The 16,269-nt window shown below is 66.6% G+C and carries 20 protein-coding genes, 1 tRNA gene and 1 pseudogene; 13 read left to right on the top strand and 9 right to left on the bottom strand.

The window, feature by feature from the left end:
* Window positions 1–101: 101 nt before the first annotated feature.
* From ACNS84_RS03150 to ribH, 7 genes are all read right to left on the bottom strand, one after another.
* Window positions 102–608, bottom strand: a complete 507-nt coding sequence (locus ACNS84_RS03150) for a DUF5797 family protein (protein WP_435073384.1) — start codon at window positions 606–608, stop codon at window positions 102–104.
* On the bottom strand, window positions 605–1,909 hold the full coding sequence (gene gatA / locus ACNS84_RS03145; RefSeq protein ID WP_435073383.1) for an Asp-tRNA(Asn)/Glu-tRNA(Gln) amidotransferase subunit GatA: 1,305 nt from the start codon (window positions 1,907–1,909) through the stop codon (window positions 605–607). Before gatA ends, ACNS84_RS03150 begins: the two co-directional genes overlap by 4 nt.
* On the bottom strand, window positions 1,910–2,242 hold the full coding sequence (gene gatC, locus ACNS84_RS03140; protein WP_435073382.1) for an Asp-tRNA(Asn)/Glu-tRNA(Gln) amidotransferase subunit GatC: 333 nt from the start codon (window positions 2,240–2,242) through the stop codon (window positions 1,910–1,912).
* A gap of 82 nt (window positions 2,243–2,324) precedes the next feature.
* Window positions 2,325–2,798 carry a universal stress protein gene (locus ACNS84_RS03135; RefSeq protein WP_435073381.1) on the bottom strand — a complete coding sequence of 158 codons (474 nt, stop codon included), beginning with the start codon at window positions 2,796–2,798 and terminating at the stop codon, window positions 2,325–2,327.
* A gap of 149 nt (window positions 2,799–2,947) precedes the next feature.
* Window positions 2,948–3,460 (bottom strand): universal stress protein, encoded by a 513-nt coding sequence (locus ACNS84_RS03130; protein ID WP_435073380.1) that lies wholly within the window; start codon window positions 3,458–3,460, stop codon window positions 2,948–2,950.
* A 145-nt stretch (window positions 3,461–3,605) separates the two neighbouring features.
* Complete coding sequence (locus tag ACNS84_RS03125; RefSeq protein ID WP_435073379.1) at window positions 3,606–4,760, bottom strand: pyridoxal phosphate-dependent aminotransferase; 1,155 nt, start codon at window positions 4,758–4,760, stop codon at window positions 3,606–3,608.
* 31 nt (window positions 4,761–4,791) lie between these two features.
* Window positions 4,792–5,196: a 6,7-dimethyl-8-ribityllumazine synthase gene (gene ribH / locus ACNS84_RS03120; protein WP_435073378.1), complete on the bottom strand. Its 405-nt coding sequence runs from the start codon at window positions 5,194–5,196 to the stop codon at window positions 4,792–4,794.
* Between the two features lie 389 nt (window positions 5,197–5,585).
* Between ribH and ACNS84_RS03115 the strand changes: the two genes are divergently transcribed.
* On the top strand, window positions 5,586–7,409 hold the full coding sequence (locus tag ACNS84_RS03115) for a DUF7282 domain-containing protein (RefSeq protein ID WP_435073377.1): 1,824 nt from the start codon (window positions 5,586–5,588) through the stop codon (window positions 7,407–7,409).
* A gap of 199 nt (window positions 7,410–7,608) precedes the next feature.
* Here ACNS84_RS03115 and msrA read toward each other — a convergent pair whose 3' ends face one another.
* Window positions 7,609–8,145: a peptide-methionine (S)-S-oxide reductase MsrA gene (gene msrA, locus ACNS84_RS03110; RefSeq protein WP_435073376.1), complete on the bottom strand. Its 537-nt coding sequence runs from the start codon at window positions 8,143–8,145 to the stop codon at window positions 7,609–7,611.
* A gap of 97 nt (window positions 8,146–8,242) precedes the next feature.
* Between msrA and ACNS84_RS03105 the strand changes: the two genes are divergently transcribed.
* The 7 genes from ACNS84_RS03105 to ftsY all read left to right on the top strand — a co-directional run bounded on the left by ACNS84_RS03105 (window position 8,243) and on the right by ftsY (window position 12,534).
* Window positions 8,243–9,361, top strand: coding sequence for a M20 family metallopeptidase (locus ACNS84_RS03105; protein WP_435073375.1), 1,119 nt, complete (start codon window positions 8,243–8,245; stop codon window positions 9,359–9,361).
* 103 nt (window positions 9,362–9,464) lie between these two features.
* On the top strand, window positions 9,465–9,617 hold the full coding sequence (locus ACNS84_RS03100; protein WP_004050128.1) for a 50S ribosomal protein L39e: 153 nt from the start codon (window positions 9,465–9,467) through the stop codon (window positions 9,615–9,617).
* Window positions 9,618–9,896 carry a 50S ribosomal protein L31e gene (locus ACNS84_RS03095; protein WP_435073374.1) on the top strand — a complete coding sequence of 93 codons (279 nt, stop codon included), beginning with the start codon at window positions 9,618–9,620 and terminating at the stop codon, window positions 9,894–9,896. It abuts the gene before it with no gap.
* Window position 9,897: 1 nt separating this feature from the next.
* Window positions 9,898–10,563, top strand: a complete 666-nt coding sequence (locus ACNS84_RS03090) for a translation initiation factor IF-6 (RefSeq protein ID WP_435073373.1) — start codon at window positions 9,898–9,900, stop codon at window positions 10,561–10,563.
* A 202-nt stretch (window positions 10,564–10,765) separates the two neighbouring features.
* A complete protein-coding gene (gene rpl18a, locus ACNS84_RS03085; protein ID WP_435073372.1) occupies window positions 10,766–10,942 on the top strand; it encodes a 50S ribosomal protein L18Ae in 177 nt (58 codons plus the stop codon).
* Window positions 10,942–11,391: a prefoldin subunit alpha gene (pfdA, locus tag ACNS84_RS03080; protein WP_435073781.1), complete on the top strand. Its 450-nt coding sequence runs from the start codon at window positions 10,942–10,944 to the stop codon at window positions 11,389–11,391. The genes rpl18a and pfdA overlap by 1 nt, the downstream gene beginning before the upstream one ends.
* Before the next feature lie 9 nt (window positions 11,392–11,400).
* Window positions 11,401–12,534, top strand: a complete 1,134-nt coding sequence (gene ftsY, locus ACNS84_RS03075; RefSeq protein ID WP_435073371.1) for a signal recognition particle-docking protein FtsY — start codon at window positions 11,401–11,403, stop codon at window positions 12,532–12,534.
* A gap of 44 nt (window positions 12,535–12,578) precedes the next feature.
* Here ftsY and ACNS84_RS03070 read toward each other — a convergent pair whose 3' ends face one another.
* A complete protein-coding gene (locus ACNS84_RS03070; RefSeq protein WP_435073370.1) occupies window positions 12,579–14,195 on the bottom strand; it encodes a long-chain-fatty-acid--CoA ligase in 1,617 nt (538 codons plus the stop codon).
* 109 nt (window positions 14,196–14,304) lie between these two features.
* On the opposite strand from ACNS84_RS03070, the gene ACNS84_RS03065 reads away from it, so the two are divergent.
* From ACNS84_RS03065 to ACNS84_RS03045, 5 genes and pseudogenes are all read left to right on the top strand, one after another.
* The gene (locus ACNS84_RS03065) at window positions 14,305–14,514 is read left to right on the top strand and encodes a hypothetical protein (protein WP_435073369.1); all 210 of its coding nucleotides are present in this window, start codon (window positions 14,305–14,307) and stop codon (window positions 14,512–14,514) included.
* A 193-nt stretch (window positions 14,515–14,707) separates the two neighbouring features.
* Window positions 14,708–14,782 (top strand) — tRNA-Met (locus ACNS84_RS03060).
* 282 nt (window positions 14,783–15,064) lie between these two features.
* Window positions 15,065–15,259: a hypothetical protein gene (locus ACNS84_RS03055; RefSeq protein WP_435073368.1), complete on the top strand. Its 195-nt coding sequence runs from the start codon at window positions 15,065–15,067 to the stop codon at window positions 15,257–15,259.
* 82 nt (window positions 15,260–15,341) lie between these two features.
* Entirely contained in the window at window positions 15,342–15,953 is a 612-nt protein-coding gene (locus tag ACNS84_RS03050; protein WP_435073367.1) for a translation initiation factor IF-2 subunit beta, read from the top strand.
* Between the two features lie 107 nt (window positions 15,954–16,060).
* Window positions 16,061–16,252 (top strand): annotated as a pseudogene (locus tag ACNS84_RS03045) (aminopeptidase P family N-terminal domain-containing protein); the annotation flags it as partial.
* Between the last annotated feature and the right edge of the window lie 17 nt (window positions 16,253–16,269).

Genomic DNA, 16,269 nt, shown 5'->3' with positions numbered 1-16,269 from the left:
CCACGTTGTCGCCTATAAAGGCCATTGCACGCCAGGTTGTCGCCTATAAAAGCCCTCGCACGCCGCATTGTCGCGTATAAACTCCTCCTCAGGACGGACGCTTACTCGCTCACTTCGACCGTTATCTCGTCTCGCTCGACGGCGAGTTTGAACGTCGGGACGGTCCGGTAGACGACCTCGACGACGTTCTTGCGTTCGAGCGTCCGGAGCGCGCGCCGCACCTCGTCGACACCGGGGTCGATGTCGTACGCCTCGCGGACGGCGTTGAGTACGCTGACGACCGACTGCGAGCGCTCCTCGGGGCCGGCGACCACCTCGAACACCTGCGCCACCAGCTCCGGAACGCGGATCGTCTCGGGCGCGCCGCCCTTCGCCACCGCGTCGGCCTCGATTCCGGGCTCGACGTCGACGAGGTCGTTCGCCTCGGCCGTCGACCGGATCAGGCTGTCGTCGTCGCGGTAGTAGTACTCCTTGAGGTGGTTCTGCAGGTACTGGTGGACTTCACTACCACTCTCAAGCCCCCACGCGTCCTGCAGCTCGCTGTTCTTCGTCGGCTGGAGGCGGACGATGTCGGCGAGCCGGCTCCGTTCCTCGTCGGTCAGGCTCATCGCTCCTCGACCGCGCTCGCAGCGCGGATCACCGTCTCCTCGCCGAACTTCGGGCCGACGAGTTGGAGACCCACCGGGAGTCCGTCAGCTTCACCGGCCGGTACCGAGATAGCCGGGAGGTTCGCGAGGTTGACCGGGGTCGTGTTCGCGTCCGCGAGATACATCCGCAGCGGGTCGTCGAGGCTCTCACCGAGTTCGAAGGGGAGGACTGGCATCGTCGGCGAGGCGATAACGTCGACGTCGGCGAACGCATCCTCGAAGTCCTGTCGGACCCACTCGCGGGCGTCCTGGGCCTTCTCGTAGTACTTGTCGTGGTACCCCGCCGAGAGCGCGTACGTGCCGAGCAGGATTCGGCGTTTGACCTCCGCGCCGAACCCCTCCTCGCGCGTCTCCGCGAACGACTCGTTCCAGTTGCCGTCCGAGTCGGCGCGATTTCCGTACCGCACCCCGTCGAAGCGCGCGAGGTTCGAGGAGGCCTCCGCCATCGCGATTACGTAGTACGCTTGCACCGCGTGCTCGACCGATGGGAGTGAGATATCGGTGGTCTCGGCCCCCCGAGCCTCCAGGTCAGCGATTGCGGCTTCGACCGTCTCGACGACGCGCTCGTCGGCGCCCTCGAACAGCTCCGTCGGGACGCCGACGGTGAGTCCATCGACGTCGCCGTCGGCGGCCGCGGCGTAGCTCGCGTCGGGGTCGGCGCCCTCGACCTCGGCGAGGTCGCGGGTCGTGCCGTCGTTCGGGTCCGGGCCCGCGATGACGTCGAGCGCGGCGGCCGCCTCCTCGACGGTGCCCGCGATCGGGCCGATCTGTTCGAGAGAGTTCGCGTACGCGACGAGCCCGTACCGCGAGACGAGCCCGTAGGTCGGCTTGATGCCGACGACGCCGCAGAAGGCGGCCGGACAGCGCACCGACCCGCCGGTGTCGGAGCCGAGCGCGAGGTCGGCCTCGCCCGCGGCGACCGCCGCCGCCGACCCGCCGGAGGAGCCACCCGGGACGCGGTCCGGGTCCACGGGGTTGCGGGTGGGTCCGAACGCCGAGGTCTCCGTCGTCGTCCCCATTCCGAACTCGTCCATGTTCGCCTTGCCGACGACCGTCGCACCGGCGTCAGTCAGTCGGTCGACGACCGTCGCCGAGTACGGCGGGACGTAGTCGGCGAGCATCTCCGACCCGCAGGTCGTCCGGACTCCTTCGGTCGAGATGTTGTCCTTGACCGCGACCGTCGCCCCCGCGAGTGGCCCCTCGGCGTCCTCGTCGCCCTCGATCGTCGCCTCCGTGATGAAGGCGTTGTGGTCGGCCGCCATCTACGACACCTTCGGGCCGACGAAGTAGCCGTCTTCGGTCCGTTTGGCGTTCGACAGCGCAGCTTCCTGAGAGAGGCTCGCCTCGACCTCGTCGGGGCGCATCACGTTGACGAGCTCCTCATCGCGATCGGTCTCGGGGACCTCGTCGAGGGCCTCAAAGTAGTCGAGGATGTCGCCGAACTGGGCGGCGAACGTCTCGACCTCGTCGTCGGCGAGGCGCACCCGGGCCAGCTCCGCGACGTGTCGGACCTCTTCGGCGTCGACGACGGACGCATCGGCGTCGTCCTCCGCGTCCTCCCCCGCGTCATCCGTCGACTCGGACGTATCGCTCATACGCCGTGGTGTCCCGGACCGGGAGTAAGGGTTTCGGAACGCCTCACGGCCGACGGTCAGGTCGAGAAAAATCGCCCGGTGCTCACTCGGTCTCGTCGGCGCGGACGGTCACCACCGGCGGACGGGCCATCCGAACGACCTTCTCCGAGACGCTGCCGAGCAGGTAGCGCTCGACGCCGGTGTGGCCCCCGGCACCCATCACGACGATGTCGATGTCGTTCTCGTCGACGTAATCGAGGATGGCTCTGTGGGGACTCCCCTCTCGGACCGCCGTCACCGTGTCTATCCCCTCGAAATCGGCCGCAAGCTCTTCGACGAACGGCCTAGCGCGCTCCTCGACCTGGCGCTGTCTGTCATCCTTGGACGGCCGATCATCCGAGTAGCTCTTCGGCCCGGAGATGTAGCTTCCGCCGATCCCGAACTGGAACTGACGCGTGTCGACGACGTGTAACACGTGAACCGTCGCGTCGAACGCCTCGGCGAGCTCCCGTACGTGCGGTATCGCGGCTGCGGAACCGTCGCTCCCGTCCGTGGGAAACAGAATGTGATCGTACATGTCGTCACCAGAGCAACTGTTCACACGGACGTATTAAAAACCCCACCGGCGGGAGCGATCGAGCGACGAGAGCGCGTCGAGCCTCGGGGCGAAGAGCGGGCTCGTTCGGTGCCGCCTCGCCGCCGCTCGGTTTCGAAGCGCGCGCGGCGTTACTCGTCCTTGGGTGCTCTGACCGTCACCACGGGCGGGTCCGCGAGCCGCACCACCTTCTCCGCGACGCTCCCGAGCAGATAGCGCTCGACGCCGGTCCGGCCGTGCGTCCCCATCACGATGAGGTCGATGTCGTGGTCGTCGGCGTACCGCAGTATCACCGAATGCGGGGTCCCAACCTCGACGGCGGTCCGCATGTCGATCCCGTCGAACGACTTGGACGACGTCTCCACGAGCTCCGTCACGTGCTCGGTGAGCCGCTCTTCGATCTCGTCGGCGTCGGGCTTCCCCTCGTGTCCGCCGAGGTAGCCTTCCTCGGCTGACTCCCCGCTCATTCCCTTCCGCTCGTCGTCGAGGAACGCCCCGCTCGTGCCCAGCCCACCCTCGGGTTTGTCGACGACGTGCAGCACGTGCACGGTCGCGTCGAACGCGGCCGCGAGCTCTCGAACGTGTGCTGCCGCCGCCCTCGATCCCGCACTCCCGTCCGTCGGGTACAGTATGTTGTCGTACATCGTATCACCGAGTTAAAACTTCGAGGAGCAGCGGTAAAAACGCTCTGCAGAGTCGAAATCAGGGCGTTCCGGGCTCTCACCTGTGAGGCCTGTCGAAATACCGGCCGGGAAACGGGCCGATAGATCGGCCGAGGACCGGTTCAGTTTATAAGAGGCCGTTCGACACCAACCGATCGACCGCCTCGCGCAGGCGCTCCTCGCTCGCCGCGTAGGAGATCCGGGCGTGTCCGGGGGCGTTGAACGCGCTGCCCGGCACGCAGGCGACCGCGGCCTCTTCGATAGCGGCCTCGCACCACGCCTGATCGTCGTCGTCGACGGGGATCATCATGTAGAAGGCGCCGTCGCCAACGTCGACGTCGACGCCGTGTTCGTCGAACAGGTCGACGAGGAGGTCGCGGCGGTCGGCGAACGCCTGCCGCATCTCCTCGACCGAGTCGTCGGTGTTCTCAAGCGCCTCGACGCCCGCGCGCTGGACGAAGTTGACCGCGCAGGAGACGGAGTGTGAGTGGAGTTTACCGGCCTGTCCGACGAACTCCTCGGTCGCGTGGAGGTAGCCGAGCCGCCAGCCGGTCATCGAGAACGCCTTGGAGAAGCCGTTGATCGTGATCGTCCGGTCGGCCATCCCGTCGAGGCTCGCGAGCGAGACGTGCTCGGCGTCGTAGACGATGCGCTCGTAGATCTCGTCGGAGATCACGGCGATGTCGTGTTCGACAGCGAGGTCGCGAACGCCCTCCATCGCAGCCTCGGAGAAGACCGCGCCCGTCGGGTTCGACGGGGAGTTGACGACGAGCAGTTCGGTGTCGTCCGAGACCGTCTCGGCGAGGTCGTCGAGTGCGGGTTCGAGTTGGAACCCGTGCGGCGCGAGGTCGACGCGGGAGAGTTCGCCGCCAGCGAGCTTCACCATCGCCTCGTAGGAGACCCACGCCGGGTCGAGGAGGACGACCTCGTCCCCGTCGTCGATCACCGTTTGGAACGTCTCGTACAGGGCCTGCTTGCCGCCGGGGGTGACGATCACCTCGTCGGCCTCGGCGTCGATGCCGGTGCCGCGGAGCTTCGTCGCGATGGCCTCCTTCAGCTCCGGGATGCCGTTCGAGGAGGTGTACCCCGTGTGGCCCGCGTCGAGGGCCTCCTTACCGGCCTCGACGACGTTCGCCGGGGTGTCGAAGTCGGGTTCGCCGACCGAGAGGTCGACGATGTCGGCACCCTCCGCCTCCTTCTCCGCCGCGAGGTTCGATATCGCCAGCGTCGCACTGGGCTCTACGCGTCCGATCCGGTCCGAAAAGTCGTATGCGTCACTCATTGTCGTGTGTTCCGTGTGTCGTCTCGGGCGCTCATTCGAGCTCCGTCGCGAGGTCGATCGCGGCCGCAGCCGCATCCGCTCCTTTGTCGATCCGCTCGCGTGCCTCCGCGCCGGACATCCCCGGACCGCTCACGCCGAAGGTGACGGGGGTGTCGCGGTCGAGGCTCACCCGGGTGAGCTGCTCGGCGGTCGCGCTCGCGATGACGTGGTCGTGGTCGGTGTCGCCGGTGACGATGGCGCCGACGACGGCGACAGCGTCGACGTCGTCCCGACGCGCGAGTCGGTCGGCGGCCAGTGGGCTGTCGTACGCCCCCGGCACAGACAGTTCGTCGACGACGACGGCGTCGCGGTCGGCGGCCGCCTCCCGGGCAGCCTCGGCCATCGGCTCCGTGACGGAGTCGTTGAACCGCGCCACCACCAGTCCCAGCGAGACCATGGGATCGTTCGAACCGGCGACGGCAAAGGTCTACCGTTCCGGCGGAGGGTTGCCGGCCGACTCGCGGAGCGGCCGCGCGTCGATTGGCGGAGATTATTGGCCGTGTCCGAGCGTTCGTGAGCGCGGGAAATACTCCGTGACGTCACGGCGGTGCGACCGCGAGAAACCGGCTAAGCCGTGCTTATCCGCTACGATACGATCCCCGGCGGCCGTGAAAAAACCGAGGCGGGGGTAAGCCGAGCGAATTCGATTCAACGCAACTCATAACAAAACTACCTCGGGTCGTGTCGTCTGTTTGTGGTTTACACGAGGCTCGATGACGAGAGACCGGAGGATCGTTTGACAAACAAAACGCAACGGAACCGCTGAAACCAGGAGTTACAACGCACATGAGATCTTCAACGAAGAAGCTTATCGCGATCGCGCTGACGGCTGTGATGATGAGTTCCGTCGTGGGCATGGTGGGAGCGCAGGAGCTCCGTCCACAGACCGAATCGCCGATGGACGCCAACGCCACGGTGGCGTTCTCCGATCAGACGACGGACGGCACGTCGGTGACCGTCGATTCGGTGAATATGTCTGACGGCGGGTTCGTCGTGATCCATAACGACAGCCTGCTCGACGGAGATGCCACCGGGAGCGTGATCGGCGTCTCGGAGTACCTCGAACCCGGAGAAAACGAGAACGTCACCGTCACACTGTTCGATGGCGTTCCGGGAGCGACGTTTACCCAAACGGAACTCACCGAGAACGAGACGCTGATCGCGATGCCGCATCGCGACACGAACGCCAACGAGACCTACGACTTCGTCACGACTAACGGGTCGGAGGACGGCCCGTACGTCGCCAACGAGACGGCGGTTACCGATTCGGCGAACGTCACCGTCGAATCGCAGGTCGAGCCGCCGATGGACACCAACGCCACGGTGGCGTTCTCCGATCAAATGACGGACGGCACGTCGGTGACCGTCGATTCGGTGAACGTGTCCGACGGCGGGTTCGTGGTGATCCACGACGACAGCCTGCTTGAGGGCGAGGTCACCGGAAGCGTGATCGGCGTCTCGGAGTACCTGGAACCCGGGGAGACCGAGAACGTCACCGTCACGCTGTTCGAGGGCGTCCCGGGAGCGACGTTCGATCAGACGGAGCTCACCGAGGACCAGACGCTGATCGCGATGCCGCATCGCGACACGAACGCCAACGAGACCTACGACTTCGTCACGACTAACGGGTCGGAGGACGGCCCGTACGTCGCCAACGAGACGGCGGTTACCGATTCGGCGAACGTCACCGTGGAGACCCAAGGGACCACCGGTGAATCGTTCGTCGTGAGCGGTCTGGCCGCCCCCGAGATCGTCGAACGGGGCGACTCGCTGGACGTCACCGCGACGGTCGAGAATCCGAACGACGAGACGGACACGCAGACCGTGAAGTACCGGTTCAACGGCAACGTGTCGTTCAGCGAGGAAGTCACCCTCGACGCCGGCGAATCGACGGAGCTCAGCACGTCGATCAACACGTCAGAGCTCGCGTCCGGCGTCTACATCCACGGCGTGTACACCCGCGAGAACGGACAGCCGGCACAGGTCCGGATCGTCGACGAGATCTCCTCCTTCCTGGTGACGGACCTCTCCGCGCCCGAGACCGTCACCGCGGGCGACAACGTCACGGTGAACGCCACCGTCGAGAACCCCAACGAGTTCGGCGCCGAGCAGCCGGTCGAGTTCCGGTTCGACGGCGACCTCGTCGAGATCCGCGACCTCGACCTCGACGGCGAGAGCTCGACGACCGTTCAGTTCGAGATCAGCACCGAGGGGACGCCGCCGGGGACCTACATCCACAGCGTCTTCTCGAACGAGTTCGGACAGGACGCGATCATCACCGTCGAAGCGCCGGGCGACGACGGAGACGACGGCGCTGACGGAGACGACGGCGCTGACGGCGACGACGGCGCTGACGGAGACGACGGCGCTGACGGAGACGACGGCGCGGACGGCGACGACGGCGCGGACGGCGACGACGGCGCGGACGGAGACGACGGCGCTGACGGCGACGACGGCGCTGACGGCGACGACGGCGCTGACGGAGACGACGGCGCGGACGGAGACGACGGCGCTGACGGCGACGACGGCGCTGACGGAGACGACGGCGCTGACGGAGACGACGGCGCTGACGGCGACGAGGAGCAGCCGGAAACTCCTGAGGACGGGTAGCTAACCCGGTTCCCCAGGCTCGGTTTACGAGTCCGGTTCACGCTTTTTTTACTGTGACGCGCTGATTACGGCGTTCCCCCACGAGACGAACACTCCGGAGATAGGGTGATAGTTCGACGATGGCGGCGCGACGACTCGGTCGACGGAACCGCCGGCGTGGCTCACCTGTCGGGAGATTCGGCCAAGAAGCCGACGCCGCTTACTTCGCGACCTTCGCCTCGAACTTCTCGCGCACCTTCTCCATCTTCGGCTTGGCGTGGAAGGTGCAGTAGGCGTCGTCCGGGTTCTTCGCGAAGTAGTCCTGGTGATGCTCCTCGGCCCGGTAGAAGGTCTCCAGTCGGTCGAGCTCCGTCACCACGTCGTCGTCGTACGCCTCGTCCAGCGCCTCGATGTAGGCGGCGGCGGCCTTCCGCTGGGCCTCGTCGTGGTAGAGGATGATCGAGCGATACTGGCTCCCCACGTCGGGGCCCTGTCGGTTGAGCTGCGTGGGATCGTGGACCTCGAAGAAGGCCTCCAACAGCCGGTCGTAGGCAATTACGTCGGGGTCGAACTCGACCTGGACGACCTCGGCGTGGCCCGTGTCGCCGCCGCAGACCTGTCTGTACGTGGGATTCTCAACGCTGCCGCCCGCGTAGCCGGAGGTGACCGACTCGACGCCGGCGAGCTGTTCGAGAGCCGCCTCGACACACCAGAAGCATCCGCCGCCGAGCGTCGCGGTTTCGAGCTGATCGGACATGGATGCGTATTGGCGTCGGAGACGTATTAATGACGCGCGAGTGTCTCCGTCTCGCCGGGATCTCGGTTTTTAAGCGGTGGTGTGCCGACCCGACTGTATGGACGAACTCGCGGACCTGACCGAACGGCTCGTCGCAATTCCCTCGCACGAGGACGCGGCCGCCGCCGGCGACGCCATCGAGGAGTGGCTCCGGACGGAGACCGACGCGCGGGTCGAACGCGACGCCGTCGGAAACGTGATCGCCTATAAAGGCGCGACGGACGACCCCGACGCCGAGACGCTCGCGCTGGTCGGACATCACGACGTCGTTCCGCCGGCGGCGCGACAGACGACCGGTGACGGAAACGACGGCGACTACGTCGTCGAGCGCCGCGACGGTCGGATCTACGGGCGCGGCGCGGCGGACATGAAGGGCGCGGTGGCGGCCACCATGCTCGCGTTCCGCGACGCCGAGCCGCCGGCGGGTCGCGAGTTGGCGGTCGCCTCCTTCGTCGGCGAGGAAGTCGGCGGGACCGGCGCGCGCCACGCGATCGACGCGGGTTTCGTCCCCGACCGCGCGGTCGTCGCCGAGGGGTCGACGAACTACTCGAAGCCGGGCGTCACCGACGTCGTCGTCGCGCACAAGGGCCGGCGCGCGTCGACGCTCGTCGCGCGCGGCACTGCGGCGCACGCGTCAGAGCCCGAGCGGGGCGAGAACGCGATTTACCGGGCGAGTGACGCGATAGACGTCGTCCGCGAGCTCGACGCCCCGGAGTCGACCGTCTTCGGCGAGTCCGTCACCGGGTCGCTCGCGGTCACGATCATCGACGGCGGCGAGACGTGGAACGTGATCCCCGAGCGCTGCGAGGTGACCATCGACGAGCGGACGGTGCCGGGCGACCGCGCGGACCTCGCTCGCGCGGCCGACGCCGTTCCGGGCGTCGAGTGGACGGTCGAACAGGACCTCCCGCCGATGGGATGCGACGACGGCGCGTTCGCGGACGGAACGCTCGCGGTCGCCGAAGCGGTCCACGAGGAGTTGGGCCTCGACGTCCCCGAACAGATCGTCAAGCCGCACGCGACCGACGCCGGATGGCTCGCGGAGGCGGGCACCGAACCGCTCGTCTGCGGGGCCTCCGAGCCGGGCGAGGCCCACACCGACACGGAGAGCGTCGCGGTCGACGTTCTCGACCGATGTTACCGCATCTACAGGGGCGTCGCCGAGCGGTCGTTCTGAGCGCTCGCAACGCTTCGAGCCGCGAGACGGGCGGTCGCCTCGACGCCGCGAGCGATGCGGTATGGAAGGGGTTTTATGCGCCGCGCGGAAACTGTGGCCTACTATGGGAGACAAGTCGAAGGCTCAAAAGAAGCGTCTGGCGAAGGCGGAGCGCCAGAACACCCGCGTCCCCGCGTGGGTCATGATGAAGACGGACATGAACGTGACGCGAAACCCCAAGCGGCGCAACTGGCGCCGGAACGACCTGGACGAATAAATGAGCACCAGCGAATTCGAGGAGCGCGTCGTCACCATCCCGCTCCGCGACGCCAACGACAAGCCGGTACAGGAGCGCGCCGACTTCGCGATGCGGATTGTCCGCGAGCACCTCGCACAGCACTTCTCCGTCGACGAGGCGGACGTCGTCATCGACACCTCGGTCAACGAGGCCGTCTGGTCCAACGGGCGACAGAACCCGCCGAGCAAGGTTCGCGTCCGCGCGGCGCGGTTCGTCGAGGACGGCGAACCTGTCGTCGAAGCCGAGTACGCCGAATAACGTGTTACGGGCGACTTTCACCGGCTCGTCGTACGTGGGCGTGTTCGCCCGCGTGATCGATGATATCGTGTTGGTTCGGCCGGACGTCGATGAGGAGTTAGCGGACGCGCTCGGCGAGGAGTTGGGCGCCGAGGCCCTGCTCACGACGGTCGGCGGCGCCAACACCGTCGGCTCCCTCGCGACGGGCAACGAGAACGGCGTCCTCGTCTCCGCACGAGCGACCGAACGGGAGCGGTCCCGGATCGCCGAGGCCGCCGACTGCGAGGTGGGCGAACTCCCCGGCGAGATCAACGCGGCCGGCAACGTCGTCCTCGCGAACGACTACGGCGCCTACGTCCACCCGGACCTCCCGCGCGAGTCTATCGTGACGATCAGAGAGACGCTCGGGGTCCCCGTGACTCGCGGCGACCTCGGCGACGTGCGCACGGTCGGCACGGCGGCGGTCGCAAACAACACCGGCGTGCTCTGTCACCCCAAGTCGACCGAGTCGGAGCTGCAGGCGGTCGAGGAGGCCCTCGACGTCCGCGCCGACCTCGGAACGATCAACTACGGCGCGCCGCTCATCGGCTCCGGGCTCGTCGCGAACGACGAGGGTTACGTCGTCGGAGCGGACACCACCGGCCCCGAGCTGGGTCGGATCGAAGAGACGCTCGGCTTCATCGACTGACGCCGAGCACGCCGCGACAGATCCTCCACCGCTCGTTACTCCCGCGCGTTTCGGAACTGCGATCGCCCCTTCCGGCCGTCGATTTCTCTCGCCGTATCCCCTCGCAGTTGGGGTGAGAGGCACGTACGAGGCGGATGCCGCGTGGACGCCGAGGCCTCGCTTTTTAGGAAGATACTTCCCTCTCCCTACCGGATCGATGAACATGAGTACCTACACGGTGAGTGGACAGTTCCAGAGTCGTGGCGACTACCAGCCGTTCACGAAGGACGTCGAAGCGGAGAACGAAGACCTCGCGCGAGAGCGCATCTACACCATGGTCGGAAGCCAGCACAACCGGAAGCGCACCCAGATCGATATCAAGGAGGTGACCGCAGCATGATGGGTGGCGGACAACAGCAGCTTCAGCAGCTCTCCCAGGAGCTCCAGGCGCTCGACGAGGAGATTGAGGCGCTCGAAGCGGAGATCGCGGACTACCGCGAGGAGCAGTCGGACATCGACGACGCGGTCGAGGCGATCGAGACCCTCGACACGGGAGCGACGGTGCAGGTCCCGCTCGGCGGCGGCGCCTACGTCCGCGCCGAGGTGCAGGACATCGACGAGATCATCGTCTCGCTCGGCGGTAACTACTCGGCCGAGCAGAGCGAGGGCGACGCGATCGACGTGCTCCGGCGGAAGCAGGAGGCGCTCAACGACCGCATCGAGGAGACCGAAGAAGAGGTCGCCGAGCTCGAAGACGAGAGTCAGGAGCTCGAACAGCAGGCCCAGCAGATGCAACAGCAGATGCAGCAACAGCAGATGCAGCAGATGCAGCAGGGCGAAGAGGAGTAACGACGAACCGTGTTCGACGGACTGAAAGACAAGCTCTCCGGGTTCCGGAAGGACGTCGAGGAGAGTACCGAGGCCGAGGAACCCGCAGAGGGCGAAGCATCGGCCGCAGACGAGACGCCCGCGAGCGACGGCGCCGCGACGGAGGCCGAGCCCGACACCGAGTCCGACGTCGCCGCCCGTGACGAGCGGGAGGTCGACGCGAGCGACGGAGACGACGAGGGCGAGTCCGGCGACGAGGGTGAGTCCGGCGACGAGCCAAGCACCTTCCAGCGCGCGAAGGCGTTCGCGACAGGTCGGATCATCATCGAGGAGGAGGACTTGGAGGAGCCGCTGTGGAACCTCGAGATGGCCCTGCTCGAAAGCGACGTGGAGATGAGCGTCGCCGAGCAGATCCTCGACACCGTCCGCGAGAAGATGCTCGGCGAGTCGCGCAAGCAAGTGGAGACGACCGGTGAACTCGTTCAATCGGCGCTCCACGACGCCCTGCTCGACGTTATCGCAGTCGGTCAGTTCGACTTCGAAGAGCGGATCGCGGAGGCCGACAAACCCGTTACTATCGTCTTCACCGGTGTCAACGGCGTCGGGAAGACGACGAGCATTGCGAAACTCTCCGAATGGCTCGGTGACCGCGGCTACTCGTCGGTGATGGCGAACGGTGACACCTACCGGGCGGGCGCGAACGAGCAGATCGCAGAGCACGCCGACCGACTCGACCGGGAGCTGATCTCTCACGATCAGGGCGGCGACCCGGCGGCCGTCATCTACGACGGCGTCGAGTACGCCGAGGCCAACGACGTCGACGTCGTCCTCGGCGACACGGCGGGGCGGCTACACACGAGCGACGACCTGATGGCGCAACTGGAGAAGATCGACCGCGTCGTGGACCCGGACATGACCCTCTTCGTCGACGAGGCGGTCGCGGGACAGGACGCCGTGAACCGCGCGAAGGAGTTCAACGCCGCCGCGGCGATCGACGGTGCAATCCTGACGAAGGCCGACGCCGACTCATCGGGCGGGGCCGCGATTTCCGTCGCCTACGTCACCGGGAAACCGATCCTCTTCCTCGGCACCGGACAGGGGTACGACGACCTGACGCTGTTCGAGCCAGAGGAACTCGTCAAGAGCCTGCTCGACGAAGAGTGAGGCGCAGCGACTGAGCCGTCAGTCGGCGCTCCGCCGTTCTTCGGCTATCCTTCTCCGACCATCCGTTCTTCCTCGTCCCACTCGCGCTCGCGCAACTCGTACTTCTGGATTTTTCCGGTCGCGGTCGTCGGGAGTTCAGCGACGAACTCGACCTCGCCGGGCGTTTTGTACGTGGCGACGCGTTCGCGGACGAAGGTTTTGAGATCCTCGGGGGTCGCACCGGGGTTGTCGGGGTCGTCGCTCGTCGGGACGACGAACGCCTTCGGGGTCTCGCCCCAGCGCTCGTCCGGTGCGGGGATGACGGCCACGTCGGAGACGACCTCGTGCTCGAAGAGGGTGTCCTCCAGTTCGATCGAGGAGATATTCTCGCCGCCGGAGATGATGATGTCCTTCTTCCGGTCTTGGATCGAGACGAACCCGTCGCCGTCGACGACCGCCAGATCGCCCATGTGGTAGTAGCCCTCCAGTCGCTCCGAGAACGCCTGTTCGGTGGCCTCGGGCTTGTTCCAGTAGCGATCCATGACCTGGTTGCCGCGGACGACGATCTCGCCGATCGTCTCGCCGTCGGCGGGCACGTCCTCGCCGTCGTCGTCGACGACGCGCACGTCGGTGCCGAGGTAGCCGATCCCCTGCGTCTTCTTCACGGCGAAGCGGTCGTCGGCGTCGGCGTCGAAGTGCCGCTTCGCGTCCGAGGTGGTGATCAGCGGGCCGGTCTCGGTGGCGCCGTACACGTGTTTAAGCTGCCAGCCGAACTCCTCCTCGACGGTGCGAATGGTCGCTTCCGGGGGCGCCGCGCCGGCAGTCGCGACGCGCACGTCGCTGTCGCCGGTCGTCGACCCACCGTGTTCGGCGTGGTGGTCGCCGAGCATGTTGAGCACGGTGGGGGCCGCACAGAAGTACGAGACGTCCTCTTCGCGGATCCGATCGAACACCTCGGCGACGTCGACGCCGCGGGTGCAAACGTGTCGAGCGCCCATCCCGGTGATCGCGTAGATGTGACCCCAGCCGTTGACGTGGAACATCGGGAGCGTCCAGAGGTAGACGTCGTCGTCGGTGATCTCCTGATGCATCGAGATCAGATACGCGTGGAGCGTCTCAGCGCGGTGCGTCCGACAGACGCCCTTCGGGTCGCCGGTCGTGCCCGACGTGTAGTTGATCGTTATGACGTCGTCCTCGTCCATCTCCGGGCGGTCGTAGGCGCCCGGGTCCGCGGCGGAGAGCGCCTCGTCGAACGACTCCCACTCGCCCGCGACCGCGTCGGCGTCGTTCGTGAGGAACGTCTCCGTCGGCACCTCGTCGCGGACCGCCTCGATCCGATCGGCGTACTCGGCGTCGGCGTAGACCGCGTCGACGCCCGCGTCGGAGAGCATGTACGCGAAGTCGTCGGGCGTGAGTCGGTAGTTCAGCGGTGTGTGGATCGCGCCGATCTGCATCGAACCGTAGGCCGCCTCGAGGTGGTAGTGCGTGTTGGGGTCCAACACCGCGACGCGGTCGCCCTTCTCGATGCCACGAGCCTGAAGCGCGGCCGAAAACCGGTCCGCCCGATCGCCGAGTTCGGCGTACGTGTATCGGGTTCCGTCGGTGGCGAGAACGGCCTCCTCGTCGCCGTAGTGTCGCCGCGCCCGGTCCAGAAAGTCCGTCGTCAGTAGCGGTTTTCGCATCAATTTATCACTATTTTTGATTGATGAAAGGGTTTGCGGCCGGCGCAAGGCACCCAACCCCCATAGCACCGCCGCCGGAGTTACCCGGCCGTACGTCTTACAGACTCCAATGAGCGACGAATCTGGGCGGTCCACGTTCTCCGAGGGGTACGTGGTCCCCGTTCTCGGACTGTTATCGCTGGCGTTCGCACTCATGGCCGGACTGACGGCGGGTCGCGCGCTGTCCGGCGACCCCGCGGACGCCGTCCTCCCGATCGCGTTCGGACTCGGATCGATCCTCGCGCTGTGGGCGCAGCGTCGGTACACCCCGAGCGAGTGAGCGGTTCGCCGCGTCGCCGAGGGCTGAACTCGATCGGATCGACGGACGGGTGAACGATCGCGTTGAGGGCCGCTTTGAGAGCCGCGTCGTCCGGCGGATTCCGTCGACATCAGTATATAAATGGTACGTGGTCGAATCGCACACGGGCGACGGGATCAGAACTCTTAACAGTCGCAACGGGTTTTGATATGATAGCGGGATGGGATAGCCAGGAGATTCCGCCGGGCTCATAACCCGGAGATCGGTAGTTCAAATCTACCTCCCGCTACTGATCGTTTGCGGCCGCGTTCTCCTGGACGTTTTCAATGACCCATGAGCGGTGCGACGAGCGTCCCGTCCGAATGCCGAGATTACGCGAGCAGGTCGACGTCGATTCGGCGACCGATTACCACGACCGAACCGCTCGGCACCGACGACGTGTCGCCGGTCGCCCTTCGGGTCCGACCGTTCGGTTCCGGGGCGGCTGTACGTCGTGAATTGTCGCCCGTTAAGTCGATAGTAACGCGGTACAACGATCATAGCTAACCACGCGGCGTCCGATGTGTGGCGCGTGACAGACGTCGAACCGAGGAGAGACACTGAGGACTCAACACGGAGCGGCGCATCTCCCGGAGACGCGTACCGGGCGTTCTCCGAACGCGTCCCCGGCATGGCGCCGCGCGCGCCGAAGCGAAACGTCCTCGTCGTGCTCGGTGCGCTGCTCGTGGCCGCGCTGTTGATCGCTCCGATCGCACCGGCACCGTGATCCGGGATCGACTGCGACCGCGTCCGACTCGCGTCCTTCCGAACCCGGAAGCGATTTCCGTCGGCCCCCCCTTCCGTCGTGCATGGATTACGAATCGAGCCTCGACCGCGCGATGGAGGAGGTGCCGGACCTCGGCGGCTCCGACGAGCGGCTGTCGGTTCCGGACCCGGAGACGCAGAAAGACGGCGCGTTCACCCGACTGACGAACCTCTCGGCGATCGCCGACGCGCTGAGCCGCGACCCGGAGCACGTCCACTCGAAGATCCAGCAGGAGCTCGGGACCGCCGGCCAGTACGAATCTGGTCGCGCTCGGTACAGCGGCAACTTCCGCGAGCGCGACTTCCAGGCCGCGATCGACTCGTACATCGAGTCGTTCGTCACCTGCTCGGAGTGCGGCCTCCCCGACACTCGGTTGGAGACCGAGAACCGCACGCCGATGCTGCGGTGTGAGGCCTGCGGGGCCTTCCGACCGGTCGCGAAGCAGAACACCTCGAACACGCAGCGCCAGGAGGAGGCCATCGAGTCCGGCAAGACGTACGAACTCGAGATCGTCGGCACCGGCCGCAAGGGCGACGGCGTCGCCGAGCGCGGCGAGTACACCGTCTTCGTCCCCGGCGCGCAAGAGGGCGAGACCGTCACGGCCTACATCAAGAACGTCTCGGGTAACCTCGCGTTCGCCCGCCGCGAGAACTGATCGGCCCGACAAAAGCCGTTCCAGCCCGCCCGCCGATTCGAGGGCCGCCGGTGCGGACTCCTTTCTGCTACCTGACTGGTTATTCGCTTGTTCTCGAACCGTGAGCCATGGCGCCACGACTCCCCACCGCCGCGTTCGACGACCGACTCGCGTCGGTCCGGGACCGGTTCGCCGCGACCGACGCCGATCCCGCGGCGTGGTTTGGCGCGACCGCTATCGAGTATTTCACCGGCTTCCACCACATCCAGACCGAGCGTCCGGTCGCGCTGGCGGTGACGGCCGACCGGGTCGCGCTCACCGAGTCGGGCACCGAGAC

Origin of the sequence: Halorubrum wangae, from assembly GCF_051194135.1 — an archaeon.
Lineage (GTDB): Archaea > Halobacteriota > Halobacteria > Halobacteriales > Haloferacaceae > Halorubrum.
The sequence above is the reverse complement of the archived record's forward strand: the minus strand, read 5'-3'. Positions and strand labels throughout refer to the sequence as shown.